Annotated in this window: 21 protein-coding genes; 13 read left to right on the plus strand and 8 right to left on the minus strand. The window is 68.8% G+C overall.

Annotated elements, in window-relative coordinates:
• Window positions 1–43 precede the first annotated feature (43 nt).
• The gene (locus ACPYN9_RS12300; protein ID WP_424466819.1) at window positions 44–1,069 is read right to left on the minus strand and encodes a hypothetical protein; all 1,026 of its coding nucleotides are present in this window, start codon (window positions 1,067–1,069) and stop codon (window positions 44–46) included.
• A gap of 154 nt (window positions 1,070–1,223) precedes the next feature.
• Between ACPYN9_RS12300 and ACPYN9_RS12305 the strand changes: the two genes are divergently transcribed.
• The 5 genes from ACPYN9_RS12305 to ACPYN9_RS12325 all read left to right on the plus strand — a co-directional run bounded on the left by ACPYN9_RS12305 (window position 1,224) and on the right by ACPYN9_RS12325 (window position 7,536).
• Window positions 1,224–2,231, plus strand: a complete 1,008-nt coding sequence (locus ACPYN9_RS12305) for a LacI family DNA-binding transcriptional regulator (RefSeq protein WP_424466820.1) — start codon at window positions 1,224–1,226, stop codon at window positions 2,229–2,231.
• A gap of 97 nt (window positions 2,232–2,328) precedes the next feature.
• The gene (araB, locus tag ACPYN9_RS12310; protein ID WP_424466821.1) at window positions 2,329–4,134 is read left to right on the plus strand and encodes a ribulokinase; all 1,806 of its coding nucleotides are present in this window, start codon (window positions 2,329–2,331) and stop codon (window positions 4,132–4,134) included.
• Window positions 4,135–4,136: 2 nt separating this feature from the next.
• A complete protein-coding gene (locus ACPYN9_RS12315; RefSeq protein WP_424466883.1) occupies window positions 4,137–4,865 on the plus strand; it encodes an L-ribulose-5-phosphate 4-epimerase in 729 nt (242 codons plus the stop codon).
• Window positions 4,862–6,379 carry an L-arabinose isomerase gene (gene araA, locus ACPYN9_RS12320; protein WP_424466822.1) on the plus strand — a complete coding sequence of 506 codons (1,518 nt, stop codon included), beginning with the start codon at window positions 4,862–4,864 and terminating at the stop codon, window positions 6,377–6,379. The genes ACPYN9_RS12315 and araA overlap by 4 nt, the downstream gene beginning before the upstream one ends.
• A gap of 356 nt (window positions 6,380–6,735) precedes the next feature.
• Entirely contained in the window at window positions 6,736–7,536 is an 801-nt protein-coding gene (locus ACPYN9_RS12325; RefSeq protein ID WP_424466823.1) for a hypothetical protein, read from the plus strand.
• A 106-nt stretch (window positions 7,537–7,642) separates the two neighbouring features.
• On the opposite strand, the gene ACPYN9_RS12330 is transcribed toward ACPYN9_RS12325, so the two are convergent.
• Window positions 7,643–8,029: a helix-turn-helix transcriptional regulator gene (locus ACPYN9_RS12330; RefSeq protein ID WP_424466824.1), complete on the minus strand. Its 387-nt coding sequence runs from the start codon at window positions 8,027–8,029 to the stop codon at window positions 7,643–7,645.
• Between the two features lie 165 nt (window positions 8,030–8,194).
• On the opposite strand from ACPYN9_RS12330, the gene purT reads away from it, so the two are divergent.
• Entirely contained in the window at window positions 8,195–9,403 is a 1,209-nt protein-coding gene (gene purT / locus ACPYN9_RS12335; RefSeq protein ID WP_424466825.1) for a formate-dependent phosphoribosylglycinamide formyltransferase, read from the plus strand.
• A gap of 252 nt (window positions 9,404–9,655) precedes the next feature.
• Here the strand turns inward: purT and ACPYN9_RS12340 are convergent, their stop codons facing one another.
• The 3 genes from ACPYN9_RS12340 to ACPYN9_RS12350 form a co-directional block, all read right to left on the minus strand.
• Complete coding sequence (locus ACPYN9_RS12340; protein ID WP_424466826.1) at window positions 9,656–10,360, minus strand: hypothetical protein; 705 nt, start codon at window positions 10,358–10,360, stop codon at window positions 9,656–9,658.
• A 430-nt stretch (window positions 10,361–10,790) separates the two neighbouring features.
• Window positions 10,791–11,720 (minus strand): helix-turn-helix domain-containing protein, encoded by a 930-nt coding sequence (locus ACPYN9_RS12345; protein ID WP_424466827.1) that lies wholly within the window; start codon window positions 11,718–11,720, stop codon window positions 10,791–10,793.
• 335 nt (window positions 11,721–12,055) lie between these two features.
• Complete coding sequence (locus ACPYN9_RS12350) at window positions 12,056–12,949, minus strand: hypothetical protein (protein ID WP_424466828.1); 894 nt, start codon at window positions 12,947–12,949, stop codon at window positions 12,056–12,058.
• A 158-nt stretch (window positions 12,950–13,107) separates the two neighbouring features.
• Between ACPYN9_RS12350 and ACPYN9_RS12355 the strand changes: the two genes are divergently transcribed.
• Genes ACPYN9_RS12355 through ACPYN9_RS12370 form a run of 4 tightly spaced genes read left to right on the plus strand, consistent with a single transcriptional unit; the run spans window position 13,108 to window position 16,592 of the window.
• Window positions 13,108–14,166 (plus strand): efflux RND transporter periplasmic adaptor subunit, encoded by a 1,059-nt coding sequence (locus tag ACPYN9_RS12355; RefSeq protein WP_424466829.1) that lies wholly within the window; start codon window positions 13,108–13,110, stop codon window positions 14,164–14,166.
• A 1-nt stretch (window position 14,167) separates the two neighbouring features.
• Entirely contained in the window at window positions 14,168–15,133 is a 966-nt protein-coding gene (locus tag ACPYN9_RS12360; protein ID WP_424466830.1) for an ABC transporter ATP-binding protein, read from the plus strand.
• On the plus strand, window positions 15,130–16,413 hold the full coding sequence (locus ACPYN9_RS12365; RefSeq protein WP_424466831.1) for an ABC transporter permease: 1,284 nt from the start codon (window positions 15,130–15,132) through the stop codon (window positions 16,411–16,413). Before ACPYN9_RS12360 ends, ACPYN9_RS12365 begins: the two co-directional genes overlap by 4 nt.
• A 5-nt stretch (window positions 16,414–16,418) precedes the next feature.
• The gene (locus ACPYN9_RS12370; RefSeq protein WP_424466832.1) at window positions 16,419–16,592 is read left to right on the plus strand and encodes a hypothetical protein; all 174 of its coding nucleotides are present in this window, start codon (window positions 16,419–16,421) and stop codon (window positions 16,590–16,592) included.
• Here the strand turns inward: ACPYN9_RS12370 and ACPYN9_RS12375 are convergent.
• Window positions 16,585–17,256 (minus strand): hypothetical protein, encoded by a 672-nt coding sequence (locus ACPYN9_RS12375; protein ID WP_424466833.1) that lies wholly within the window; start codon window positions 17,254–17,256, stop codon window positions 16,585–16,587. The two genes, ACPYN9_RS12370 and ACPYN9_RS12375, sit on opposite strands and share 8 nt — an antisense overlap.
• A gap of 232 nt (window positions 17,257–17,488) precedes the next feature.
• Here ACPYN9_RS12375 and ACPYN9_RS12380 point away from each other — a divergent pair, with 232 nt between their 5' ends.
• Complete coding sequence (locus ACPYN9_RS12380; protein ID WP_424466834.1) at window positions 17,489–19,624, plus strand: HNH endonuclease signature motif containing protein; 2,136 nt, start codon at window positions 17,489–17,491, stop codon at window positions 19,622–19,624.
• Entirely contained in the window at window positions 19,548–20,510 is a 963-nt protein-coding gene (locus ACPYN9_RS12385; RefSeq protein WP_424466835.1) for a dihydrofolate reductase family protein, read from the plus strand. Before ACPYN9_RS12380 ends, ACPYN9_RS12385 begins: the two co-directional genes overlap by 77 nt.
• A 289-nt stretch (window positions 20,511–20,799) precedes the next feature.
• Here the strand turns inward: ACPYN9_RS12385 and ACPYN9_RS12390 are convergent, their stop codons facing one another.
• Window positions 20,800–23,352, minus strand: a complete 2,553-nt coding sequence (locus ACPYN9_RS12390; protein WP_424466836.1) for an MMPL family transporter — start codon at window positions 23,350–23,352, stop codon at window positions 20,800–20,802.
• Window positions 23,353–23,497: 145 nt separating this feature from the next.
• Between ACPYN9_RS12390 and ACPYN9_RS12395 the strand changes: the two genes are divergently transcribed.
• On the plus strand, window positions 23,498–24,115 hold the full coding sequence (locus ACPYN9_RS12395) for a TetR/AcrR family transcriptional regulator (protein ID WP_424466837.1): 618 nt from the start codon (window positions 23,498–23,500) through the stop codon (window positions 24,113–24,115).
• 27 nt (window positions 24,116–24,142) lie between these two features.
• On the opposite strand, the gene ACPYN9_RS12400 is transcribed toward ACPYN9_RS12395, so the two are convergent.
• Entirely contained in the window at window positions 24,143–25,261 is a 1,119-nt protein-coding gene (locus tag ACPYN9_RS12400) for an alpha/beta fold hydrolase (RefSeq protein ID WP_424466838.1), read from the minus strand.
• Between the last annotated feature and the right edge of the window lie 155 nt (window positions 25,262–25,416).

Genomic DNA, 25,416 nt, shown 5'->3' on the forward strand with positions numbered 1-25,416 from the left:
CGCTAGGAGAACGCCGAGGCACTTCGCCTCGGAGCGGCCTGCCTCACGTCGTGGCTTCGTCGGGCAACCAGGCGGGGAGCTGCGACCGACGACCAGCGTCGACGGTGGCCGCAATGAAGGACGGCCCTTCCAGGGTGACGAGGTCATCTTCTGGGCGATCTGCGCTCACCTTCAGCGTGATTGGCATTCCCACCTCGAGCGCCTCGTTTGGGAGCTTGGCAACCCAAGTGATGCGGGTCTCGGTTCCGGGTTGGAAGAACGCTGTCTGCGATTCGACTCCGGGGATGACGTTCTCTTCAGACCAAGCACTCCACGATTCGCCTGCGGTGTCGATGCGAAGGTTGGGTCCGGAGATGCCGTCTGTGGCGTCGGCGTTGTGCACGAGCCGGGCGGCGCCACTGATCACCACCGCGGTCTCCGAGAAGTCCAGGCGTTCGTCGGGGAAGGCGGCACGGTACCAGTCGTTCCCATCACGGTTCACGACATCGATCGTGACGAGCCAGTCACCAAGCCGCACTTCGTCTCCGAGAGCGGCGTGGTTCTGCTGGCCGCCGAGCGCGACGCTTTCGGCTGCGAGTTGTCGCGATATCAGAGTTGCGGTCACCAACGGCGGGACGATGGCCCAGCCGGCAATGAGGAGTGCCACTCCTCCGGCGACACGGATCCGCCAGCCGACACCGGGGCGCACGACAGCAACGAGCCCGACGAGTCCTGCGGTGATGGTGATGAAGATGGCGACGGCGTTCGGCATGGGTCTGATGAGCGCGAAAGGTTGGACATCCGTGTACATCGATCCCATCAGGAGGCCTACGACGGCCAGGCTCACCGCCCAGATTGCGCCGCCGCGCCCTGAGATGCCGCGCCCTGCGACGCTGGGGACTGAGCTGCTGGGACCGACCGTGTGGGGCGCGCCGGGGGTGGCGGGTTGCGACTCAGCGGGCGTCCGTGCCGCGGGCGCCACTGGCCTCGAGGGGACACCCGGCGAGGGAGTCGGATGCGCGGCGGGCGCCGTGAACACCTCGTCGTAGGCATACGGATCGCCGCCGTCTTGTTCCCCGCCCCCGGTCATTCGTTCAGTATTGCAGTGACCTCGGAAGTGGCGAACGGCGGTGAACTCGCGGAGGCACCGTAGCGTGTTCACGTCTGGTCGCGGATCTGGGACGGTGCCCGCGTTCGAGGTCGAGACGGTCGCATGCCTACCGCCCGTCGGAGATAATCACCCCATGCCTGCCCAAGAGCGCCCCCTCACGGTCCGTGCCGCGAGCGTCTTCGACGTCGCGAGGGCGGCCGGCGTCTCACACCAGACCGTCTCCCGCGTGCTCAACAGCCACCCGAGTGTGCGCGAGTCGACGCGCGCGAAGGTGCTGGACGCGATGCGCGAGCTCGACTACCGGCCGAACCTCGCGGCCCGCACCCTGTCGTCGAAGCGCAGCCGCACGCTCGGGGTCATCTCGACGTCGCGGGGCGAGTTCGGGCCCGCCTCGAGCATCTCCGCGATCACCGAGGCGGCGCGCTCACGCGGGTACAGCACGATCATCGAGTACGCCGACGAGTTGTCGGCGACGTCGGTGGATGCGGCACTCACGAGCCTCGCGGAGCTGGCAGTCGAAGGCATCGTCGCGGTTGCCCCGCAGACCAGGGTGCTGGAGGCGCTGCAGTCGACGCGCACGAGTATCCCGTTCGTCACTGTGCAGAACCGCGAAACGATCGACGGCGTCGAGGTGGCCTCTGACCAGTTCCGGGGCGCGCGCCTCGCGACCGAGCACCTGCTTCGCCTGGGGCATCGGAAGATCGTGCATCTCGCGGGCCCCATCGACTGGCTCGACGCGACGTCGCGCCTTCACGGCTACGAGCACGCGATGACCGACCGCGGACTGCCCCCTCAGCACGTGAACGCCGGGGCGTGGAGCCCCGCCGCCGGCTACCAGGCGGGTCGCGAGCTCCTCGCAGGCGAGGCGACGGCCATCTTCTGCTCGAACGACCAGCTCGCTCTCGGCGTACTGCACGCCGCCCACGAACTCGGGGTTGAGGTGCCTGGACGAGTGAGCATCGTCGGCTTTGACGACATCCCGGAGGCGGCACACTTCTGGCCGCCGCTGACCACCGTTCGGCAGGACTTCTCCGTTGCGGGCCGCAGGTGCGTCGAGCAGCTCCTCGACGACGATGACGCCATGCCGACGCCCACCCTGGCGCTCGTGCACCGCGCATCCACCGCTCCCGTTCCCGCGTAGAAGCACCGCTTTGCTTTTGGGTCGGCATCGCGTATTGTCATCGTCAAATGTGATCGATCACATGCGCCGAGGCACAGCCAAAGGAGACCTGCCGACGATGAGCGAAGCAATCGAAGCGCCTTCGGGCGGACCCGCCACGCCAGAGGCCGGCGCGCGCGACACGTACGTTGTTGGGGTCGACTACGGCACCCTCTCTGGTCGCGCCGTGGTGGTCCGAGTCCGCGATGGGGCCGAAGTCGGTGTGGGCGAGCTGGCGTACCCGCACGCCGTGGTCGACGAGCAGCTCCCAGCGACGGGCGCGAAGCTGCCGCCCGAGTGGGCGCTGCAGGTGCCGAGCGACTATGTCGACGTCCTCAAGGTCGCCGTGCCCGCTGCCATCGCCGACGCCGGTATCGACGCGGCGGATGTCATCGGCATCGGCACCGACTTCACGGCGTGCACCATGGTGCCGACACTCAGCGACGGCACCCCGCTCAACGAGGTCGCCGGCTTCGAGTCGAACCCGCACGCCTACGTGAAGCTGTGGAAGCACCACGCAGCGCAGCCGCACGCCGACCGCATCAACGAGCTCGCCGAAGTCAGGGGCGAGAAGTGGCTGCCTCGCTACGGCGGGCTCATTTCGAGCGAGTGGGAGTTCGCGAAGGGGCTTCAGCTGCTTGAGGAGGCTCCTGAGGTCTATGCGACGATGGACCGCTGGGTCGAGGCGGCCGACTGGATCGTCTGGCAGCTCACGGGCACGTACATCCGCAACGCCTGCACCGCCGGCTACAAGGGCATTTTCCAGGACGGCGAGTACCCGAGCCGCGAGTTCCTCGCAGCCCTCAATCCCGAGTTCGCCGACTTCGCAGACGAAAAGCTTGCGCACGAGATCGGCCAGCTCGGCGACGCCGCGGGCTTGCTCTCGGCGGAGGCGGCGGCCTGGACCGGCCTGCCGGAGGGCATCGCGGTCGCGGTCGGCAACGTCGACGCGCACGTCACCGCCCCGGCCGCCGCGGCGACCGAGCCCGGCCAGATGGTCGCCATCATGGGCACCTCAACCTGCCACGTCATGAGCTCCGACACCCTCGCCGAGGTGCCGGGGATGTGCGGGGTCGTCGATGGCGGCATCGTCGCGGGGCTCTACGGCTACGAGGCCGGCCAGTCGGGCGTGGGCGACATCTTCGCCTGGTACGTCGAGAACCAGGTGCCCGCTCGCTACGAGCGCGCCGCGGCTGAGCTCGGCATCTCGGTGCACGAGCACCTCACGAACCTAGCGGCAGCGCAGCCGGTCGGCGCGCACGGCCTGGTCGCCCTCGACTGGCAGAGCGGCAACCGCTCCGTGCTCGTCGACCATGAGCTCTCCGGCCTGCTGGTCGGCGCGACGCTCGCAACGAAGGCCGAGGACGTCTACCGGGCGCTCCTCGAGTCGACGGCGTTCGGCACCCGCAAGATCGTCGAGACCTTCAACGCCTCCGGGGTGCCGGTGACCGAGTTCATCGCGGCCGGCGGGCTGCTCAAGAACGCGTTCCTCATGCAGACCTACAGCGACATCCTCGGCATGCCAATCTCCACGATCGACAGCGCGCAGGGGCCGGCGCTTGGCTCAGCGATCCACGCCGCGATCGCTGCAGGCGCGTACCCGGATGCACGTGCCGCCGCGGCAGCCATGGGGCGCGTGACGCGCGCCAAGTACGCCCCGAACCTCGAGGCGGTCGCCGCGTACAACGAACTCTACGCCGAGTACGACCAGCTCCACGATCACTTTGGGCGGGGCGCGAACCAGGTCATGAAGCGCCTCAAGCGACGCCGCCGCGAGGCACTCGCCGGCGGATCGACAGCCCAGGCAGACGCATCCACTGCCCCAGCAGACGCAGCAGACGCATCCACGTCTACGCCCGCAACCCACGAGGAGGTCAACGCGTGAGCATCCAGACATCCGGCACCACGCCCGTCATCACGGCGGAGACGCAGGCGAGTATCGACCAGGTGCGCGCTGAGGTCGCTGCCCTGCACGCTGAGCTCGTGCGCTACGGGCTCGTCGTCTGGACGGGCGGCAACATCTCTGGCCGAGTGCCCGGCACCGAGCTCTTCGTGATCAAGCCGTCCGGCGTCAGCTACGACGATCTGGCCGCCGACAACATGATCCTCTGCACCCTCGACGGCGAGGTCGTTCCCGGAACGCCGGGATCCGACCGCTCTCCGTCCAGCGACACCGCGGCGCACGCCTACGTCTACCGCAACATGTCGGAGGTCGGCGGGGTCGTGCACACGCACTCCGACTACGCGGTCGCGTGGGCGGCGCGCGGCGAGCCCATCCCATGCGTCATCACGGCAATGGCGGATGAGTTCGGCGGAGAGATTCCCGTCGGCCCGTTCGCGATCATCGGCGACGACTCGATCGGCCGCGGCATCGTCGAGACGCTGCGCGGCCACCGCTCGCGGGCCGTGCTCATGAAGAACCACGGCCCGTTCACGATCGGCAAAGACGCCCGCGACGCCGTCAAGGCGGCCGTCATGGTCGAAGACGTCGCCCGCACCGTGCACCTCTCCCGCCAACTCGGCACCCCAGACGCCATCCCCCAGCAGGCCATCGACTCGCTGTTCGACCGCTACCAGAACGTCTACGGACAAGACCCGACAGGAGCCCTCAATTGAGCGCACTCACCACCTCCTTCGACGACCTCGAGATCTGGTTCTTCACCGGCAGCCAGGGCCTGTACGGCGAGGAGACGCTGCGTCAGGTCGCCGAGCAGTCGAAGGGCATCGTCGAGACCCTCAACGAGTCGCCGAGCACGCCCGTGAAGATCGTCTGGAAGCCAGTGCTCACCGACTCAGACACCATCCGCCGCGCGGCCCTCGAGGTCAACTCGAACGACAACGTCATCGGCATCGTCGCGTGGATGCACACGTTCAGCCCCGCGAAGATGTGGATCCAGGGCCTCGACGCGCTCGCGAAGCCGCTCCTGCACCTGCACACGCAGGCCAACGTTGAGCTGCCCTGGGCCGACATCGACTTCGACTTCATGAACCTCAACCAGGCCGCGCACGGCGACCGCGAGTTCGGGTACATCCAGACGCGCCTCGGCGTTCCCCGCAAGACAGTCGTCGGCCACGCGTCCAGCGCGAGCGTGACGCGGCAGATCGACAGCTGGTCACGCGCCGCGGCCGCCTGGCAGGCCGTGCGCACCATGAAGCTCGCCCGCTTTGGCGACAACATGCGCTTCGTCGCCGTCACCGAGGGCGACAAGACCGAGGCCGAGCTGCGCTTCGGCGTGCAGGTCAACACGTGGGGCGTCAACGAGCTCGCCGACGCCGTCGCCGGGGTTGACGATGCGGCGGTGGATGCGCTGGTCGCCGAATACGAGGAGCTGTACGACGTCGCCCCCGAGCTGCGCCGCGGCGCGGAACGCCACCAGTCGCTGCGCGACGGCGCCGCCATCGAACTCGGCCTGCGCTCGTTCCTCGAGGCGGGCGGCTTCAGCGCCTTCACGACGAGCTTCGAGGACCTCGGCGCCCTCAAACAGCTCCCTGGCCTGGCCGTGCAGCGCCTCATGGCCGAGGGCTACGGCTTCGGCGCCGAGGGCGACTGGAAGACGGCCATCCTCGTTCGCGCCGCGAACGTCATGGGCGCGGGCCTGCCTGGCGGGGCGAGCCTCATGGAGGACTACACGTACGACCTCACGGAGGGCAGCGAGCTCATCCTCGGCGCGCACATGCTCGAGGTGAGCCCCTCCCTCACGACGAGCAAGCCGACGCTTGAGGTGCATCCGCTCGGCATCGGAGGCAAGGACGACCCCGTGCGCCTCGTCTTCACCGCCGACCCCGGCCGCGCCGTGGTCGTCGCGCTCAGCGACATGCGCGACCGCTTCCGCCTCGTCGCGAACGTCGTCGAGGTCGTCGAGCCCACCGCTCCCCTGCCGAAGCTGCCCGTCGGCCGCGCCGTGTGGAAGCCTGAGCCCTCCTTCGAGGTCTCCGCCGCCGCCTGGCTCACCGCCGGCGCCGCGCACCACACGGTCATGTCGACCGCCGTCGGCATCGACGTGTTTGAGGACTTCGCGACCATCGCGAAAACCGAGCTGCTCCGCATCGACGCCGACACCACCCTGCGCGAGTTCAGCAAGGAAGTCCGCTGGAACCAGGCCTACTACCGCCTCGCGCAGGGGCTCTAGGCGGGCCGGGGACTCCGCCGGACCGGACCGGACCGGACAGAGCCTGCAGGCCGAGTGCCGCCCCGGCACCTGACGGCCCACCCCCCACAGACCGGGTGCCGTCGACGCTCCTCCTCGCGTCGTCGGCGCCCGAACGACGACCACGTGGCGGCGCCACTCTTGTTTGGAGAGGGCCAATGGCGCCGCCTCGTGGACGCACCGCCCCGCACGGGCGTCGCGATCTCCCCTCCCCCTCCGAGCATCGGGATGTGACCTGTCGCTCCGCGATGTGACCTGTCGCTCCGCGACCGATGGGCGTCCCGCCGCTGCCCCTGTCGCGACACGAACGCATCCGCACAGCGCGCTACGCTTCGAGAGTGAATCAAGACGAGCTGTTCGGGGGGCTGCTCGTCATCTTCGCGCTCGCGGTCATCGCGATCGCCGCGATTGTCGTGTTCGGCGACCTCAGCATTCGCCCGCGGCCGCGGCGATTGCCCGTGTGGCAGTACACCCACCGGGTCATCGGCAAGAACCAGCCCTTCGTCACATCGACCGGGTCGTTCCCGGCGAACGAACGCCGCCTCTGGGAGCTGTGGCTCGAGAGCCACAAGCCGGGGACCATGGTCGCGATCCCCGTCGACAGCGAAGAGGGCGGCGACGCGGCACCCGACTCAGCGACCCCCGGCGGTGAAACGGACGAAGACGCAGCAGACCGCTCGACGGACGGGGCCTCAACCACGAAAGAGGGCGCGGCCGCAGAACCACCGGTCGAGAAAATCCCGGAGATGCGTCAGCTTCGCGTGTCCCGCGTCTCGAGGTCGCTGCGCTCCGTCTCCCCGATCGCGCTTGTCGGGTACAACGCCTACTTCGAGGAGTACGAGAAGAGCGAGTTCCCGGTCGGTCTCATCGTGCGCGGCAGCGACGGCGTCGCGATGGTGACCCTCACCGGAGAGGAGCTGGTCGCGTTCGACGAGCGAGGGCGGCGGCTCTGGTCGAGTCGCTGGGAGCGGCTCATCTTCTCCAACGCCCACGATCTGCTGCTCTACAACGGGCACACGCAGATCCGCATCGACGACGAGGATCAGCGCGACCTCGTCGAGGCGCTTGTCGTCAAATATGGGCGGTTCGAGCAGATGCACTTCCTACCGGGGCCAGAGCGCCGAGCGACCGACGCGTAAGCTCCGCTCCCGCTCGTCTCGGGATGGCTTTCTTATCTCGGGATGGGTTGCAGGCCATCTCGAGATGAGAAACCCATCCCGAACGGAGGGCCGCGGCTCTGGGCACCTACGGCCGCCAGTCGCTGGGCCGCGACCCTCTGGACCGACGGAAGGCCGCGCTGAACGCGCTTGTTGTCGCGTAGCCCACCTGCACTGCGACGGTACTTACGGGTACGCCGTGGGCGAGCATCCGCACGGCCGCCGCCATTCGAACCTCGGTGCGCCAGCGCGAGAACGTCGTGCCAGCCTCAGCGGCGAAGATGCGCGCGATGGTGCGCACGCTGAGAGACAGTTGCCAGGCCCAGGCCTCGACGCCCCGGTCGTCGGCGGGATCGTCGAGGACGCACCGCACGAGCTGGGCGAGGCGTTCATCGCGGGGCGCTGGGATGCTCGCCCCGCGGTGTGCGGCGTCGGTCTGGTGCGCCGTGGGGCTGGTCGCGAGGGCCTGGAACACGGCGACTCTCCTGGTCCTGAGCACGACCGACGACGGCCGCACACGTCATCGTTAGAAGTAAGGGTCACCTTACTACGCCTCGTCGGACCTCGACGGGAGGCACTCCCCCTGAGTCCTGACCGCGCGACTCGCCCGCCAGAAACGCGGCGGTGCGAGAATGCGTGCATGACGGACGGCACCCTCGGCACCCCGCTCACCCCCGCTTCGACGCGCGCGCTCCTGCTCGGCGCTGGCGAGCTCGGGAAGGAGGTCGCGCTCGAGCTGCAGCGCCTCGGCGTCGAGGTGATCGCCGTCGACCGGTACGCGAACGCCCCCGCGATGCAGGTTGCGCATCGCAGCCACGTCGTCGACATGCTCGACCCGGTAGCGCTGCGGGAGGTGCTGGCGTTGGAGCACCCCGACATCGTGATCCCCGAGGTGGAGGCGATCGCGACGCAGGTGCTCGCCGAGCTCGAGGCAGAAGGGCGCACGCGGGTGGTGCCGACGGCGCGGGCGACGCAGCTCACGATGGACCGGGAGGGCATCCGCCGACTGGCGGCCGAGGAGCTCGGACTTGCGACGTCGCCGTATCGCTTCGCCGACACCTTCACGGAGTTCGCGGCGGCCATCGAAGCGGTCGGCTTGCCATGCGTCGTGAAGCCCGTCATGTCATCGTCGGGGAAGGGCCAGTCGGTGATCCGCGAACCTGACGACATCGAGGCGTCGTGGGACTACGCCCAGGAGGGCGGCCGCACGGGCCGCGGCCGGGTCATCGTCGAGGGCTTCGTGCCGTTCGACTCCGAGATCACGCTGCTCACGGTGCGCCACGTGGGTGGCACGGTGTTCTGCGAGCCGGTCGGGCACACGCAGGTCGACGGCGACTATCGCGAGTCGTGGCAGCCGGCGGCGTTGCCCGAGGCGGCGCTCGAGAAGGCGAAGGGTGTGGCGAAGCGGGTGACGGATGCGCTTGGTGGCTACGGCCTGTTCGGGGTCGAACTGTTCATCGTGGGCGACGACGTGCTCTTCTCCGAGGTGTCGCCGCGCCCCCATGACACGGGCCTCGTGACGCTCGTCTCGCAGGATCTGTCCGAATTCGCGCTGCACGCCCGCGCCGTCCTCGGCTTGCCGGTCGCCGAACCCCTGCGCATCGGCTCCGGGGTTGGCGAGCCGGCTGCCGCATCCTGCGCCGTGCTCGCGGAGGGCACCGGCGTGCCCATCATCGAGGGGGTGGATGCGGCCCTCGCGGTGCCGACGGCACAGCTGCGACTCTTCGGGAAGCCGAACGTCGCCGGCAAGCGGCGGGTCGCGGTGGCCCTCGCGCGGGGAGCCGACGTTGATGAGGCTCGGCAGCGTGCGCGCGAAGCCGCGGCGGCGCTGCGGATCACGCTGAACTGAGCTGAGCGGGGCGGAACCGAAGTGGACTGAACTGGGCGGGGCTGAACTGCGCTGCGCCGGGCTGAACTGAGTTGAACTGCGAGGGGCTGAACTGCGCTGCGCTGCGCTACGCGCATGGTGCCTGCGGCGGCCGGAGCGGGCCCGCCCCTTGCCGACCGAGTGCTGGCGCCGGTCAGTTCCTCAGGCGCTCAGCTGCGCAACTGCTCAGTTACTGCTCAGCAGATCAGACGCGCGACGGCGTCATGCCACCGCTCAGACGCAATATGGCGATGTGACGACGGGCAGGGTGATGCGCAGGTCGTCGTTGTTGCCGTTGGTCGCGGGGAGGAAGAACACGTACTCGAGGCTGGTCGCGTTGGAGTTCGGTGCTGTCCAGGTGATCGAGTAGTTGGCCTGGTTGTTGGTGATGATGATGGTGGGGCCCATGCCCGTGCGGGTCGCGGCCGCCCACACCTGCGTGCCTGCGAGCCGGATCGCGAGGGTCTGGCCGAGCGTTTGGCCGGCTCGTCCTCGCGCCGTGAAGGAGAAGGTGTAGGTCTGGCCCGCGACCGGCGTGAACGTGGTGGCGAGCGTGACTGTCCCGCTGCCCGCGGACGCGGGGCGCGCATCCTGAATCGAGAGGAAGCTCTCGGCGTTGCGGGTGGTGAGGGCGATCTCGGTGCCGCCGTACTGGTTGAAGTGTCGAGGACTGAAACCGTCGCCGAGCACCCGGGAGTACGTTTGCGTCCACGTCGACGGCGTGTTGACGACGGGGCAGGCCCGGGATGCGGCCGTGGCGGGAGCCGCGACGGCGACGGCGATGACGGGCACACTCCACACGGCACCCTGGATGAGCGTTCGTCTCGCAGTGCGTGCGGTCAGGCCTGGGGTCTCTGACGTGGCGTGGGTACGGGCGGTGTGCAGGGCCTCTCGGACGTGGGGGGTCCCTGCCTGGCCGGGGGTTTCTGGGGAGCTCATGGTGTTCAGCGACTCTTTCGGTTGCGACGGTGTGGTGCAGCTCACCGGTCTCCCGCTGGTTGGGTGGTGTGGGTCGCGTGAGCTGCTCGTCGCAACGTATGGCGCTGCCGGCGCCGGATGCTCGGCCGTCGTCGATCGCGCGCGAAAACGATCGCGCGCGGTTCCGTTTTCGATCGCGGGGGCGTACGCGGGCGGGCCCGGTGGGCGGGCGCGCAGGCCCGGGCGAGCGAGCACGCGTGAGCGGCGGGCCTCGCCTGTGGGTGGGCGGACGCGCAGGCCCAGGCGAGCGAGCGCGCGCACGTGAGCGGGCGGGCCTCGCACCTCGACGGGCGGGCGCGCATCCCCGAGCAGCCGCACGTGATCCGGCGGACCTTGCACCTCGACGGGCCGGCGCACATCCCCGAGCGGCCGGTCCTCGTCAGCGGCGGGCTCAGTCGCGTTGTAGGGCGCGCCGCATGCTCGCTGCTGAGGTGAAGCCGGCCCGTTCGGCGATCTGCGTCTGGGTGAGCCCGGCTGCCGCTGGGCCGGCGAGGAGCGCTCTGGCGCGGGCCGCGCGGACTTCGGTGAGCGCTTCGAGGGGCGAGCTGCCAGATTCGCGGAACACGCGGCGCAGGTATGCGTCCGAGACATCGAGTTCTCGCGCGAGCGAGGCGACCGTGAAGCGCCGGTTGAGGTCGTGCCGTTCGATGAGCGAACGGGCAGACTTCACGAGCCGCTCGCCGGGGCTCAGGGCGCGGCCGGATTGGCGAAGCACGGTCCCGTAGAGGGCGAGCACCGACTGCTCGACGGCGGCGCGCAGGTTGTCGTGGCGTTCGTCGTCGACGTCGAGCTCTGTGGCGAGCAGCGAGTTCACCAGCGATACGACGACGCGCCCTACGCCTGCGTCTTCTCCGCCGCGCACGACGACCAGCTCGGTGAGCGCGGCCATGTCGATGACGGTGCTGTCGAGTGAGATGCCGATCTTGGTGATGACGGTGGGGTTCGTCTGCACGACTTTGACTGACAGCGGAAACGCGTAAGCGTCGCCCGGACCGAGCGTGTACTCCCGACCGGTCGCTTCCTCGACGAGGTGTAGCTCCCCCTCGACGATGACGAAGGCGAACACGACATGGCTGCTGCCGTACTCTCCGAGCCGCAGCGTCATGGCGGCGTGCTGCGCGCGTGCGTAGCCGAACCGCCCGTCCTGGGTGATATCGAAGCGGATGGCGACGGCGCCGTGGAACTCGGAGACGAAGCCAATGCTGGACAGCCAGCCGAGGGCATCGTCGCCTCGGAGCGTGAGCCGCCGATCGCTGCGGGTGTGCTCGGGAATGTCGGGCTGGGGCTCTGGGGCGATGTCGTCGTTGACGTCGTCAGACACTGGGGGCTCCGTTCTGGGGTGGAGCCCCGGCGAGAGGGTGGGGTCGGATTGCGCGGCGCTGCGGGGGCACGCCAGGTCCGGGGCTCACCAGCAGTGTGCCACGCCGGCGTAGCGCGGAACGAGGGGATGAGGCCGCCTGCGCGCAGCGGCCGGCGCGCAGTGCGCCGGGTCCGCAACGCGCCGGGTCCGGAGTGCGCCGGGCGTATCCATACGGGAAAACCCGGCTCATCTGGCGATGAAGATGTTGTTCTCGCGTGTCTGTCGCCGGTGCCCAGTGCCAGTCCCAGTGCCGGTCGCCGCGGCAGGCGGCAGATTCAGGGAGGCGATTGCCCCGCCTAGTCCTCCAAGCCCAGCTCGCGCACGCATTCGCGGAGAAATGCGGCACCGGCGTCGTCGTGGATGAGGTCGCCGAAGGTGAGCACGTCGTAGTCCTTCTCGAGGATGCCGTCGGCAGGGCGTACGTCGACGTGCGCGGCGTCGTACCCGGTGGCGTGCAGCTCGTCGGCCATCTTGTAGTCGCTGCGGGAGTCGCCGACGGAGCGCCAGCGCTTCGGCAGGGGGCCGGCCTGCGCGAACTCGGCGAGGGCGCGGCGGGCTCCGTGGTCCTTGTCGAGGGTCACCGATTCGATGTCGGTGGAGATGATGGTCGGGTCGATGCGGAAGGGAACGTCGCCCTGCGCATCCGGGACCTCGCGGTCGCCGTGGCGCATCCCGACGCCTTGCTGGGCGGCGAGCTCGAACGCCGCGTCGTCGAACGCCTTCTGCCGCTCGCGGTACGCCTCGGAGCTCACGTCGGTGCGCTGCTCGACCGAAATCATGGCTTTCTTCGTCTCGTCGAAGAAGAGGACGTCGCTGAACTCGCCCTCGCCGAGTTCGCGGATCGCGGCGACGTATGCGGCGGGCGGCACGACCGACTCGTCGATCTGCAGCTCGCTCATCCCTTCGGGTGAGATCGCCGACCAGGTTCCGCCCTTCTCGTACACGCCGAACATGCGCGCGCCCGGCTTCTTGAGCGCATCCGCGAGCCCGTTCTCGAAGAGCGGCTCGATGACGCGCTCTCGGATGAATTCCTCGGAGCGTCCAGTGATGAACGCGATGGGGACACCCGCCGCGGCCAGCGTGACGAGGTCGTCGAGGATGCTCTGGATCGCGATGGTGCGGGTCACGGGGCTCGCGATGGGGCCGTCGACGTCGAGGAGGAGGCCGAGGTCAGGCGTTGAAGTGGTCACGTCTCATTGTCGCAGGGGGCGAGCGGAGGGGTCCAGGATGCGCGCGCCGAGTGTCGTTGGCCCCTGCTACCTTGTGCGCGGGGTGGGCGGTCGGATCGGGCTGCGACAACCCGCAGATCTCGTCGCAGTTCCGCGACGCGGACAGATTGGAGATCGGCGTGCGCGTGTGGAAGTCCTGGGTCTGGCCTGGAATCAAGATTCTGCTGGTGGCCGTGATCGCGGTGGCGCTGGTGAAGATCGCGTTCTTCAGCTCCACTCCTGAGGAGTCGGCGGCCATCCCGACGGGCGAGATCGTCGAGCCGACCATCAGTCCGGTGCTCGCCACGATCACGAACGATGTGACGCTGACGGCGAATGTGCAGGAGTCGGCGGCCGTCGACGCGAAGGTGCCGATGATGGGCACGATCGACGCGGTCTACGCGACGCAGGGCGCTCGCGTCGAGGCGGGCGACGTGCTCGCGTCGATCCGCAACGAGAAGACTCCCGAGGCGGTCGCGCCTGCGACTCCGGATGCGAACGGCGGCTCCCAGCCCGCGCCGGCGGTCGAGCCCGAGTACGAGTGGAACGAGATCGTCGCCCCCACGTCTGGCACGATCACGAAGCTCAACCTCATCGCCGAGCAGCAGGTGACGGTCGGTGAGGCGCCCGCCTCGATCACGCCCGCGAGCTTCATCGTGAAGGGCACCATCCCGCCGGCGCAGCTGTACCGTCTGGCGACGACGCCGGCGGATGCGCAGGTCACGATCACGGCGGGCCCCGCGCCGTTCACGTGCACCGAGCTGCGGATCGCTTCTGGCGCGGCGGCGAAGAGCAGCAGCGCCGCTCAGGACCCGAATGGCGCATCCAGTGCCGCCGAGACGACGGACACGACGACGGTAACGTGCCGCGTTCCGGCCGAAGTCACTGTGTTCCCTGGCCTGGAGGCGAATGTGGTGCTGCACGGTGGCGTCGCCGAGAACGTGCTGACGCTGCCGATCACGGCGGTCCAGGGACAGGCTGAGACTGGCGTGGTGTTCGTGCAGGGCCCTGACGGCGCGATCGAGGAACGCTCGGTCAAGCTCGGGCTCACCGACGGCACGCTCGTGCAGATCACCGAGGGGCTCACCGAGACCGACATCGTGCTGGAGTTCGTGCCCGGTGCGGAGCAGGCAAGCCCCGAGGAGTGCTTCATCGACCCGATGACGGGCGCTGAGGTGTGCGGAATGCTGGGCGGCTGACGTGGCGTTCATCGAGCTCCGAGACATCTCGAAGTCGATGCGCGCGGCCGACGACAGCGAGCTGCACATCCTGCGCGGCGTGAACCTGCGGGTCGAGGAGGGTGAGCATCTCTCGATCGTCGGCCGCTCGGGTTCTGGCAAGTCGACACTACTCAACATCCTGGGGCTGCTGGATGCGCCGACCAGCGGCGAGCTGCTGTTCGACGGCAAGCCGACGGCGTCGCTGCGGCTGCGGGCTCGCGACCGGATGCGCGGGGCCCAGATCGGCTTCGTGTTCCAGCAGTTCAACCTGCTGGAGGGGCGGACGGCGACGGAGAACGTCGCCATGCCGCTCCTGTATGCACGCGATCGCTCGTTCTGGCGGCGGGATGCGCTGGCACGGGAGGCGCTGACGGACGTCGGCCTTGACCACCGACTCAATTCGCTGCCGACTCGACTTTCGGGCGGCGAGCAGCAGCGGGTCGCGATCGCCCGCGCCATCGTGCGGCGTCCGCGGGTGATCCTCGCCGACGAGCCGACGGGGGCGCTCGACGTGGAGACGGGGGTGCGCGTGATGACGCTGCTCGCCGACATCTGCAAGGAGACCGGGGCGGCGCTCGTCACGATCACACACGACGAGAGCGTGGCGGCGCGTGCCGATCGCATGCTGCGGCTCGACGCCGGCGTGCTGGTGCCGTCCGGCCCGGGTGGTGCGGGCCGCCCGTTCGGCGGCGCAGGCAGCCCGTCAGGCGGTGGTGGCGCTGTGCCCGGCCAGGGCGCACCGGGCCAAGGCGCACCGGGTCAAGGCGCACCGGTGAGCGACGACCTGCAACTTGACTTGGGTCTGGACTCGGCGGCAGAGGCGGATGCGCAAGCGGATGCGGATGCGGATGCGGATGCGCGTAGCGAGACTGGCACGATGACGAGCGCGAGCGCGCCTGGCTGGTCGGCCGTGTCCAGGCGTCCCGGAGACGGGGCACCCGCATGAGCTGGCTCACGCAGGTCGCTGGCGCGTTCATGGAGGCGTGGGATGAGCTGCGGGTGCATCGCGTTCGCGTGACGCTCGCACTCGTCGGCATCGGTATCGCCGTGTTCGCCATCGTCGCTGTGACCGGGCTCGGGTCGATCACGAGGCAGTCGTCGATCGAGGTGTCTGAGCGCTCCAGTGGGCGCCCCGCGAGCTACCAGCTCATGGTTTCGAGTGAGGCCACCGATGAGAAGGTGGCGATCTACGAAGCCGCGTATGCGGCTGCGATCGAGCGCTACGGCATCACGTACGAGTCGACGTCCGGGTACGGGACGACGCGCATCCAGTTCGTCGACGGTGTGGCCGACGTGGAGTCGCTGATCGTCGATCCGCCCTACGGTGAGATGCATCGCGTGAAGCTGCTGGAGGGTTCCTGGCTGGCGGCCAGTGACGCCGACCGGCTCGCGCCCGCGGTGGTGATCAACGAGACGATGTGGAACCGACTGGGGAACCCGTCGCTGGCCGAGCATCCAACGCTCGCCCTCGCTGGCGAGGCCCCGACGACGGCTGTCGTGGTCGGGGTGTCGGCGAACATCTACCCGGACTACCCGGAGCAGCTGTACGTGCTCAGCGAGGCACAGCACCTGCTCGGGGCGAGCTCCGGCGGCATGATGGGCGGCGGAATGATGGGCGGCTTCTCCGCGGAGCCCGCCCCTGGCGGTGCTGAGGCCACTTCGGCGACGTTCCCGACGTACGAGATGTGGTTGCCGCTCGAGAACCACGAGGAGCTGTCGAGTCAGATCGTGCGCGACCTGAAGGCGGCGCTCGGGGAGGGCGGGGCGGTCGAGGCTCAGCGTATGGACTACCTGTCTTGGGGCGACGACCCGTTCCTCGCGGTGCAGATCCTGGTGACGGCGGTCGGCGGCATAGTGCTGCTTGTCGGCACGATCGGCTTCGTGAACCTGTCGATCGTGACGGTCAAGCAGCGGGTGCGCGAGATTGGAATCCGGCGTTCGTTCGGGGCAACGGGTGGGCGCGTGTTCTTCGCCATCTTGCTTGAGAGTGTCGTCGGCACGTTGCTCGCGGGCGTCGTGGGTATCGGATGCGCGATCGTGACGCTTCAGAATCCGCTGGTCCAGCAAGCCATCACGGGTGGGCTCGGGCTCACCGACTCGGTGCCGTTCCCTGTGGATGCGGCGGTGCTCGGCGTCGTCGTGAGCGTCGGGGTCGGGCTGCTCGCCGGGTTCATTCCCGCCGTCATCGCGACGCGCAGCAACGTCATCGACGCGATCCGGTCGTAAAGGCGGTGCGGACGCGCGAGGGCACGGGCACGGGCACGGGCGGGCACGGGCGCGGACGCGGACGCGGACGCGACAAGCGCGTGCGAGCACCGCAGCCGGCCGAGGCCGAGGCCGAGGCGGACGCGAAGGCCGAGACGAAGGCGGAGACGGAGGCCGCTACCGACGCCGAAACTAGCTGAGCTGCGGGTCGCTCGGTGGTGCTGCCGGCGTCCCGAAGCGGAGAGCGGCAACCACAGCCCACACGAGGAGGAACGGGAGGGCAACGTAGGCGGCGAGCATGAGGGGCTCACTGAGTGTCAGGAACCCGGCCGCGGACACGAGCAGCGCGAGTATCGTGGCGCCGCTCACCAGCGTTGCCCAGATCGGGCGGCGAGCTTGGCCGATCAGGACGAACAGCACGAGCGCGGCGAGGGCGAGCATCTTCAGGCCGTCCACGACTTGAATGGCCGCCCAGACCTGCCGCGAGTCGAGGCCGAGCATCCCAGCCGCGCCGTCGGAAGCGAGCCCGAACGTGAGGAGCGCTTCTCCGGCGAGCTGCACGAGCGAGAGCACTAGGGTCGCGAGGCCCGCCCCGCGGGTCGCCCTGCGCATCCGCTCGCTGCCGAGCAGGGTCGACATTCCGTACAGGGCGACGGCGGCGAGGCCGTGCACGAGGGTGGCGTTGACGAGCACGCTCGGCGAGGTCGCGTATGCCGCAGCGATGGTGGCCGAGCTGTCGTGTGTGGTGACGTCGGGGGCTCCGACGAGCAGCCCACTCACCCAGGCGGATACGTACACGCCGCACCACACCCACAGCGTGCGCTGGATCTCGAGCGTCGGCCGCGCCACGGATGCTGTCGTCATGCGGCAACGCTAACTGGCCCGCGCGAGCGGAGGCTGTGTTCGGGTTCGCGCCGGTACTGGGAACGTTGCGCTGGGAAGGTTGCGCTGGCATCGTCGCGCCGCGACGCCATAGCTGAAAGCTCCGGAGTGCCTCGCGGGCTGCCACAGGGAACAGGCAACCCCGAAGAAGAGAAAACCCGAAGAAGTGACTCGCCAATCGCAAAATGTCGGTGGTTCGCGAGACGATGCCCACATGCACAACGAACCGGCCGACGACGAGGCACCGCAGGTGGCGGTGCCTGGCCGAGCCGCGCAGATCCGCGAGGCGCAGCAGCGCCTCGCCGACGGTTTGGGCGTCGACCTGTCTGTCGTCATCGCGGCCTGCCAGCACGCCGAAGATTTCACGGTGGGGGCTCGCCGTGCCCTGCTCATCCACGCACTTGCCGAGAACCAGCGGCAGCTGAACCACCTGCATGGTGAACAGGCAAAGTTGCACGCGCAGGCGCTCGAGATGGGTCTCCGCAGCGACGAACTCGCGGGAACGTCGAGCCCCGCTGTCGAGGTGCGCTCGCTGGCCGGTGAGATCGGGGCCGTGTGCGGCAGGTCGAAGCGGTCGGTGCAGATCGAGTTCGGGCGAGCGGATGCGATCGCGAACCTCTTCGAGCCCGTGCGGGTAGCCATGACGGCCGGTGAGCTCAGTCGCGCCCACGCGCTGGTCATCGTTGACGCCGGGTTGCTGATCACGCATCCGGAGGCCGCGGAGCTCGAACGACGCCGCGCCGAGTTCTGCCGTGTTGTGCTCGAGAAGGCCGTGTCGACGACTCCGGGCCGCATCAAGGCCTTCGCGGAACGCGTTGCCGAAGAGCTCACCGATGCCTCACTCGACGAACGGTTCGAGCGCGCACACCGCACGCGGCGCGTGGTTTTGACCCAGCTCCACGACGGCCTCGGTGAGCTGGCGGTCATCGACTCTTACGCGAAGCTCCGGTTGATCTACGACCGCACGACGAGGCAAGCGCGTGTCATCAGCGACGCCGAGCGACGAGCCGCACGAGCGCGCCCCGGCTCAAAGCAGGAGCAGGCCACTCCCACCGTGCCCCTTCCCGAGCCACGTTCCCTTGACGAGGTTCGCGCCGACGTGCTGAGCGACAGTTTCCTGCGGGCGACTCCAGCGGAATTGCAGGGAAAGCCCCGGATCAAGGCGAAGATCTCGGTCGTCGTGCCCGCCGAAACCTTCCTCGCTCCCACGGCTGACCCGAGAGGCAGGGCCGGGGCAGGAAGCCCCGCGAACCTCGCGGAGGTTTCCGAGGAGCCACATCGCCCAACGAACGCCGCTCCCCCACCGAGTCCAGCCCTCCTCGACGGTCACATCCCCATCCCCACCCAAGAGGTACGCCGGCTCATCGACGCAACTCCCGAGTTCGAGCGCATCTTCATCGACCCCATCAAAGGAACGCTCCTGGAGGTCGACACCTACCGCCCGACAAGTGCCATGCGACGGCGTCTCGCAGTGCGTGACGGCCGATGCCGTTTTGTGGGCTGCATGATGCCGGCAAACCGGTGCGATGTCGACCACACGGAAGCCTGGGAAGACGGCGGCCCGACGAGCCTCTCGAACCTCGGCTACCTCTGCGAGGGCGATCACACTGGCAAGCATCACGGCGACTGGAGCGTCGAGCAGCTCCCCGACGGAACTTACGAGTGGCATTCACCCTCCGGGTTCGTGCTCTTCGATGAGCCCGCGCAACTCGGACGTCTCACCTCACTCACGCCGCTCCCGCCCGGCCACATTCCCGAAGCGGCGACCAGCGAGTCGTCAGGCCTCGGGGCAAACCTCGGGGTAGACCAACAGCCCGAAGCGCCACTCGATCAACGCCAAGCAACGGAACGATTCAGCACGGCGAACCCACCGAATCTTCCGAACCGTCCGAACCTTCCAATTGCATCGAGTCCGCCAGCGACGACGGATGCGACGAACACATCGGATTCGACGGGTACAGCGGACGCGACGGGTACAGCGAACGCGACGAACACAGCGGATGCGACGGCGACAGCATTCGTGGGGGCCACAGGAAATGTGGGAGCCACAGGAAATGTGGGAGCCACAGGAAACGTGGGAGCCACAGGAAACGTGGGAGCCACACCGGAGGTCTCGGCGCGGGCAGATTCGCGGGACGCTGGTGCTTCACGAGTTCCGGACCGATGGCAAGACTCGCGCGACGATGAGCGTCGTGCGCGCTTCCCGAAGGTGGGCTTTCTGGAGGAGTTCCGGCGTGAACGCGCGGCCAAGAAGGCTGCCATCGAGGCCGAACTTGGCCCCCGGCGGCAACCAGAGTTCCGGGCAACTGACGAGCCGGACGCGCAGCAATATGACCCGCCACCCTTCTGATGTTGGGATTCACATCCGCTTCGCCGGTGTCGAGGCGACTTCCGGACGTACGTTGAGCCAACCACCTCGTCAAACGCCGCCGCCGCCCGACAGTGACAGCGGCAGTGACAGTGACAGTGACAGTGACAGTGACAGTGACAGCGGCAGCGGCACGGACACGGACACGGACACCGACACCGACACCGACACCGACACCGACGACATCAACAACGACGAGCTTTCGCCGCTGACACCGAGTGAGGGAGACACCATGGCTGGTCAGATAGTCATCGACCTGTTCACGACGCTTGACGGCGTCCAACAGGCGCCGGGCGGGCCGGAGGAGGACCCGGAGGGAGGCTTTCGCTTTGGAGGTTGGCAGGCACCTCTGATGGACGAGGCTGAGGGTGACGCCGTCAACGAGGGCGTCCGGAGCATGGATGCTCTGCTTCTCGGGCGGAAGACGTACGAGATCTTCGCCGCCTACTGGCCGCGGTATGCCGATGGCCCGTCCGACAGCATTGCGTCGGTCTTCAACAGGATCCCGAAGTACGTCGCGTCGCGCGACAACCCGGAGCTTCCGTGGGCGACATCGCACCTCGTGGGCCCGGATTTGGCGGCTCAGGTGGCGGCGATCCGCGAACGACACAGCAGCATCCATGCGGTGGGCAGCGTCGACCTCGCCCGGGATCTGGTGCGCGAGGGGCTCTTCGACGTGCTGAACCTCTGGGTCTACCCGGTGGTGCTCGGGGCCGGCAAGCGGTTGTTCCCAGACGACGGTCCGCCGCTCGGCCTGACCCTGCTCGAGGCGCCGGTCACGTCACCCAAGGGGTGCGTGCTCCTCAAGTACGGCCCGGGCGGCCCCGTCGAGACCGCCGACATGGACGAAACCCTGCGCGAACGCTGACCCGTGCAAGCCCGCGTCGGGCAGTCCGGCAGACCAGCAGACCAGCAGACCAGCAGACGAGAAGACGAGAAGACGAGAAGACGAGAAGACCAGCAATCCCAACGATCCCAACGATCCCAACAAGCCAACAAGCCAACAAGCTTTGACGCCCTCAGCTGTCGCGCCCTACCCCTACCCCTACCCCTCAGGTCGGACACGTGAGCCCACCCGACCCCAGATGCGGCTGCGGCGAACCGCGCTCCGATATCCTGGAGCGACGGTTCGCCGCAAACTGCCCACTCTCGCCCCGCTAATGCACCGGGTGCTTCCGCTCGAGCGCGGCCCCTTCGACGTCGACGTTGGGAAGGATCTTGTCGACCCACTTCGGGAGCCACCATGCGGACTTCCCGAGGAGGTGCATGAGCGACGGCATGATCAGCATTCGCACGATGAACGCGTCGAGGAGCACACCGAAGGCGAGCCCGAACCCGATGGAGCGGATCATGGTCGACTCTGCGAACACGAACCCACCGAACACCGACACCATGATGAGCGCCGCCGCGATCACGACCGCCCGTCCAGCCCGGAAGCCCTGCACGACGGCGACCCGCGCCTCCGCCCCGTGCACGTACGCTTCGCGCATCCCGGACGCCAAGAACAGCTGGTAGTCCATGGCGAGCCCGAACAGGATGCCGACGAGGATGACGGGCAGGAAGCTCAGGATGGGTCCGGTCGCGTGCAGGCCGATGACGTCGGCGAACCAGCCCCACTGGAAGACGGCGACCACGGCCCCGTAGGTCGCGAACAGCGACAGGATGAACCCGCCCGTTGCGATGAGCGGCACCAGGATCGACCGGAACACGAGGATCATGATGAGCAGCGACAGCCCCACGACGAGCGCGATGTAGAGCGGCAGCACCGAGCCCAGCCCCTCAGAAATGTCAATGTTGATCGCCGCCTGGCCGGCCACGCCGAGCGTGATGCCGTCTTCGATCTCGGGGAGTGCACGCAGTTCACCGACGAGCTGCTCGGTGGAGACGCTGTTGGGCCCCTCGGCCGGGATCACCTGGAATGCGGTGAGGCTCTTGTTGTCAGAGACGCCGATCGGCGCGACCGCGGTGACGTCGTCGAGCGACGCGAGCTTCCCCGCCACGAGGACCTGCTTGTCGAGCACGCCGGCATCGTCGAGCCCCTCCGGCAGCGTCGCCGTCACGAGCAGAGGCCCGGTCGCGCCCGCCCCGAACTGCTCTTCGGTGATCGTGAACGCCTGGTAGGACGCCGACTCCTCCGGCTCCGACGAGCCGTCCGGCAGACCGACTCGCATCGAGAGCGCCGGAATGGCGATCGTCAGCAGCACCGCGACCCCCGCGAGCACGGTCACGATGGCCCGCCACGTCGGCATTGCCTTGAGCGCCGGCGCGTGCGCCGCACGCACCTGCCCGGTCACGACCCCAGCACCCTCAGCACCGGCGCCACCACTTACCGTGCCGTGCAGCTTGCGGATGTGCGCCCGCCTGCGCTTGTTGAGCACGCGCATCCCGAGCTTCGCCAGCAGTGCCGGCGTGAGGGTCACGGCGATGAGCACCGCGATGAGCACGCACACCGCTCCCGCCGTGCCCATGAGGCCGAGGAACGGGATGCCCGTCACGTTGAGCGCAAGCAGCGCCACGATGACCGTCGCACCAGCGAACACGACCGCGTTGCCGGCGGTGCCGTTCGCGAGACCGATCGACTCGCGCACGTCCATGCCCTGCATGAGCTGCTTGCGGTGCCGGTTCACGATGAACAGCGAGTAGTCGATGCCGACCGCCAGCCCGAGCATGATGCCGAGCACCGGCGTGACCGACGCCATCTGCACGACGCCGGAGAAGGCGAGCACGCTGACGACGCCGATCGCGACGCCCACGAGTGCCGTGACGATGGGCAGGGATGCGGCGAGCGCCGACCCGAGGAGCACCAGCAGCACGATGGCCGCGAACACGAGCCCGACCGCCTCGCCGATGCCGAAGATCTGCGGAACGCTCTGCGCGATGTCCGTCGAGAACGCCACGTTGACGCCGTCGACCGGGTGCGCCTCGAAGTACTCGATGACCCCCTGCTTCGCTTCCTCGCTCAGCTCGAGGCGAGGCTCCGTGAACGACACGTTGACGATCGCCGTCGAGCCGTCCTCGGAGACGAGGCTGATGCCGTCAGACAGCTCGACGAGCTTCGCGCCGTTCTCGAGCTGCTGCAGCTGCGTGTCGATCTCCGCCTGCGACGCGTCGATCGTCGCCTGCTGCTCAGCGAGCGCAGCGACCTGCGCGTCGAGCTGCGCCTGCTGCCCCTCGAGCGCCTCGACCTGCGCCGCCGGGTTGCCTGCCGCCTCCAACTGCTGCTTCGCCACATCGAGCTGCGCCTGCGCGGCATCCAGCTGGGCCTTGCCGCCGTCGAGCTGCGCCTGCCCCGCATCGAGCTGGGTCTGACCCGCCTCGATCTGCGAGCGGCCGCTCTCAACCTGCGCTGCCTGCCCCTGGAGCTCGGCCGTCGCCGAGAACGGGTCGATAACATCGGCGACATCGGTGAGCTCGCCCCGGTCGGCGATGACCGCGCTGATCTCCGCGCGCTGCGCATCCGTCAGCGCCGAACCGTCCGCCGTCGAGTAGACGACCGTTCCGGATGCGCCCGCGAAGTCGGGGAGCTGCTGCTCGAGCTCCGAGATGACCTCGCCGGACGCCGTGCCCGGCACGTCGAAGCTCGACGAAAGCCCCTTGAACCCGATCAGGAACCCGCCGACCGCGAGCCCCAAGATGACCAGCCAGGCCCCAACGACCACCCACACTCGGCGGGTCGCGAAGTTCCCCAGGCGGTACAGCAGTTCGGCCATCAGCATCCTCTCGGCACGTGCGTGCTCGGCGCACATCGTCAATCGGCGCGCGTCAGCTCCCGCGTTCGAATCGCGGGATGATCGTGCGCCGACGTAGATCATACGCAACGTCTCGTCTACGCAGTTTGTGAATAGGATGGCCGTCATGTCACAGCAAGCCCCCGGCGTCGACGAGCGCGCAGCCGCCGCACACCGCCAGGGTCCGGTCCGCAGCGAAGCGGCCCGCGTGGCGGTGCTCGAGGCGACGTCGAAGCTCTTCGCCGAGCGCGGCTACGAGCGCCTCACCATGGAGGGCGTCGCGTCCGAGGCCGGCGTCTCCAAGCAGACCATCTACCGCTGGTGGCCCTCCAAGGGGGCCCTCGTCTCCGACTGCCTCCTGCAGGGGCAGCTCTTCCCGAACCGCTTCACCGTGCCCAGCACCGGCGACCTGCGGCGCGACCTCACCGCCTGGCTCGACACCATCTTCGCCCTCCTCGGCCAGCCGCAGGGCGAGCTGCTCGTCCGCTCGCTCATCGCTGCCTCCGTCGAGAACGCCGACATCGGCCGGCGCCTCCACGAGAGCCTCGGCGCGAGCCAGTCCCTCACCGAACGTTTCAAACGCGCCATCGCCGACGGCCAGCTGGCACCGGATGCGCGGCTCGAGGAGATCGGCGAAGCCATCATCGGCGCCCTCCTCCTCCGCGCGCTCAGCCGAAGCGAGTCAAGCCCCGAGAGCATCCAGCGACTCCTCGACGCCGTCCTCGGGCCGGCGCTCCGCACCTGAGTGCCGTGCGCGAGCCGCGCTCCGCGCTCAGCTCCCGCGCGGCGCCTCGGGGGCTGAGCCTTCGGGCGATTCCGCATCCTCGTAGGCGTCCAGCTGGGCTCTGAAGTGCTCGGTCTTCGCGTCGGCGATGTCCTGCGGTCGGTTGTCGGCGCTCGCGAAGAACTCGTTCCACCGCGAGCGCAGCACCTGCCACACGAGTCGCGGCGTGACGCGCACGCGTCGGTTGCGCGCATCCTCATCGGCGATCTGCACGACCTTCCCGTCGGCGGCGTCGGCCGCATCCGCCGCATCCACGACCGAGTCGACCCCCGCCGCCCGCGCCCGCTCGACATCACGGGCGACGTCGCGGTCGCGGGTGTCGAACGGCTGGAGCGCGTGGTCGACGCACAACTCGGCGACCCCCTTCGCGTGGTCGTACATAACGGACTGCGCGGCGCCCTCGATCTCCCACGTGGATGCGCGGGGCAGGAGCCCGGCCATCTCGCGCAGCCAGGAGCGCGGCACGAGCGAGTCATGCTCGCCTCTGATGAGCAGCGTGTGGGCCTGGATGCTCGGCAGCACCTCCTCGATCCGGTACCGCATCATGCGCGGGAGCACGGCCGAGAACCAGCGGAACCCGCACAGCAGGTAGGCACCGATCGCGAGCATCGCGACACGGAACGGTTCGTGTGCTGACGACTCGAGGAAGCGGTACGCGAGCTTCAGCAGGGAGCGTTCGCGCGGGTTCGTGACCGGGCCGATCAGCACGAGCGTGGTCAGCTCGGGCCGCTGGGAGGCGAGCTCGGCGACGACCTGCGTGCCCATCGAGTGCCCGACGAGCACCGGGTCGACGAGCCCGAGCTCGTCGATGACCGTGCCGACCACGGCGGCGTACCGCTGGATGCTCATGGGGCGCTTCGGGTACGGGACACCCGCGAAGCCGGGCAGATCGAGGGCATGCACGGGCCCGAACTCGCCGAGCCCCGGCGCGAGGTTCTCGTAGTAGTTCGAGGCGACCCCGATGCCCGCGACGAGCACAAACGCCCGGTCGCCATCCGCGCCGATCGTCGAGACCCGCGCCCGCACCTCGCCGTGCCGGATGTACCGCACCTCGACGCGCTTACGCGCATGATCGCGAGCAGACGGCGATGCGGAGGCGGGAGACACGGCATCAACTGTAACGAGGACCGTCCGCCGCGAAGCTCAGGGCCAGGGCCGACGAGGATCCCCAGCGTCGCAGGCTGTTCGTCTCAGCCCGACCGCAGCGCTCACGCTCCGACACGCACAGGCTTCGACACGCACAGGCTTCGCGCCTGATGCTC

The sequence above is a fragment of the Pseudoclavibacter helvolus genome, from assembly GCF_049707175.1.
In the GTDB taxonomy this organism is placed as follows: Bacteria; Actinomycetota; Actinomycetes; order Actinomycetales; family Microbacteriaceae; genus Pseudoclavibacter; species Pseudoclavibacter helvolus_A.

Excerpts from the sequence above, each read along its gene's own strand:
- ACPYN9_RS12300 (WP_424466819.1), bottom strand. The coding sequence starts at position 1,069 with ATGACCGGGGGCGGGGAACAAGACGGCGGCGATCCGTATGCCTACGAC.
- ACPYN9_RS12305 (WP_424466820.1), top strand. The coding sequence starts at position 1,224 with ATGCCTGCCCAAGAGCGCCCCCTCACGGTCCGTGCCGCGAGCGTCTTC.
- araB (WP_424466821.1), top strand. The coding sequence starts at position 2,329 with ATGAGCGAAGCAATCGAAGCGCCTTCGGGCGGACCCGCCACGCCAGAG.
- purT (WP_424466825.1), top strand. The coding sequence starts at position 8,195 with ATGACGGACGGCACCCTCGGCACCCCGCTCACCCCCGCTTCGACGCGC.
- ACPYN9_RS12340 (WP_424466826.1), bottom strand. The coding sequence starts at position 10,360 with ATGAGCTCCCCAGAAACCCCCGGCCAGGCAGGGACCCCCCACGTCCGA.
- ACPYN9_RS12365 (WP_424466831.1), top strand. The coding sequence starts at position 15,130 with ATGAGCTGGCTCACGCAGGTCGCTGGCGCGTTCATGGAGGCGTGGGAT.
- ACPYN9_RS12375 (WP_424466833.1), bottom strand. The coding sequence starts at position 17,256 with ATGACGACAGCATCCGTGGCGCGGCCGACGCTCGAGATCCAGCGCACG.
- ACPYN9_RS12380 (WP_424466834.1), top strand. The coding sequence starts at position 17,489 with ATGCACAACGAACCGGCCGACGACGAGGCACCGCAGGTGGCGGTGCCT.
- ACPYN9_RS12390 (WP_424466836.1), bottom strand. The coding sequence starts at position 23,352 with ATGGCCGAACTGCTGTACCGCCTGGGGAACTTCGCGACCCGCCGAGTG.
- ACPYN9_RS12395 (WP_424466837.1), top strand. The coding sequence starts at position 23,498 with ATGTCACAGCAAGCCCCCGGCGTCGACGAGCGCGCAGCCGCCGCACAC.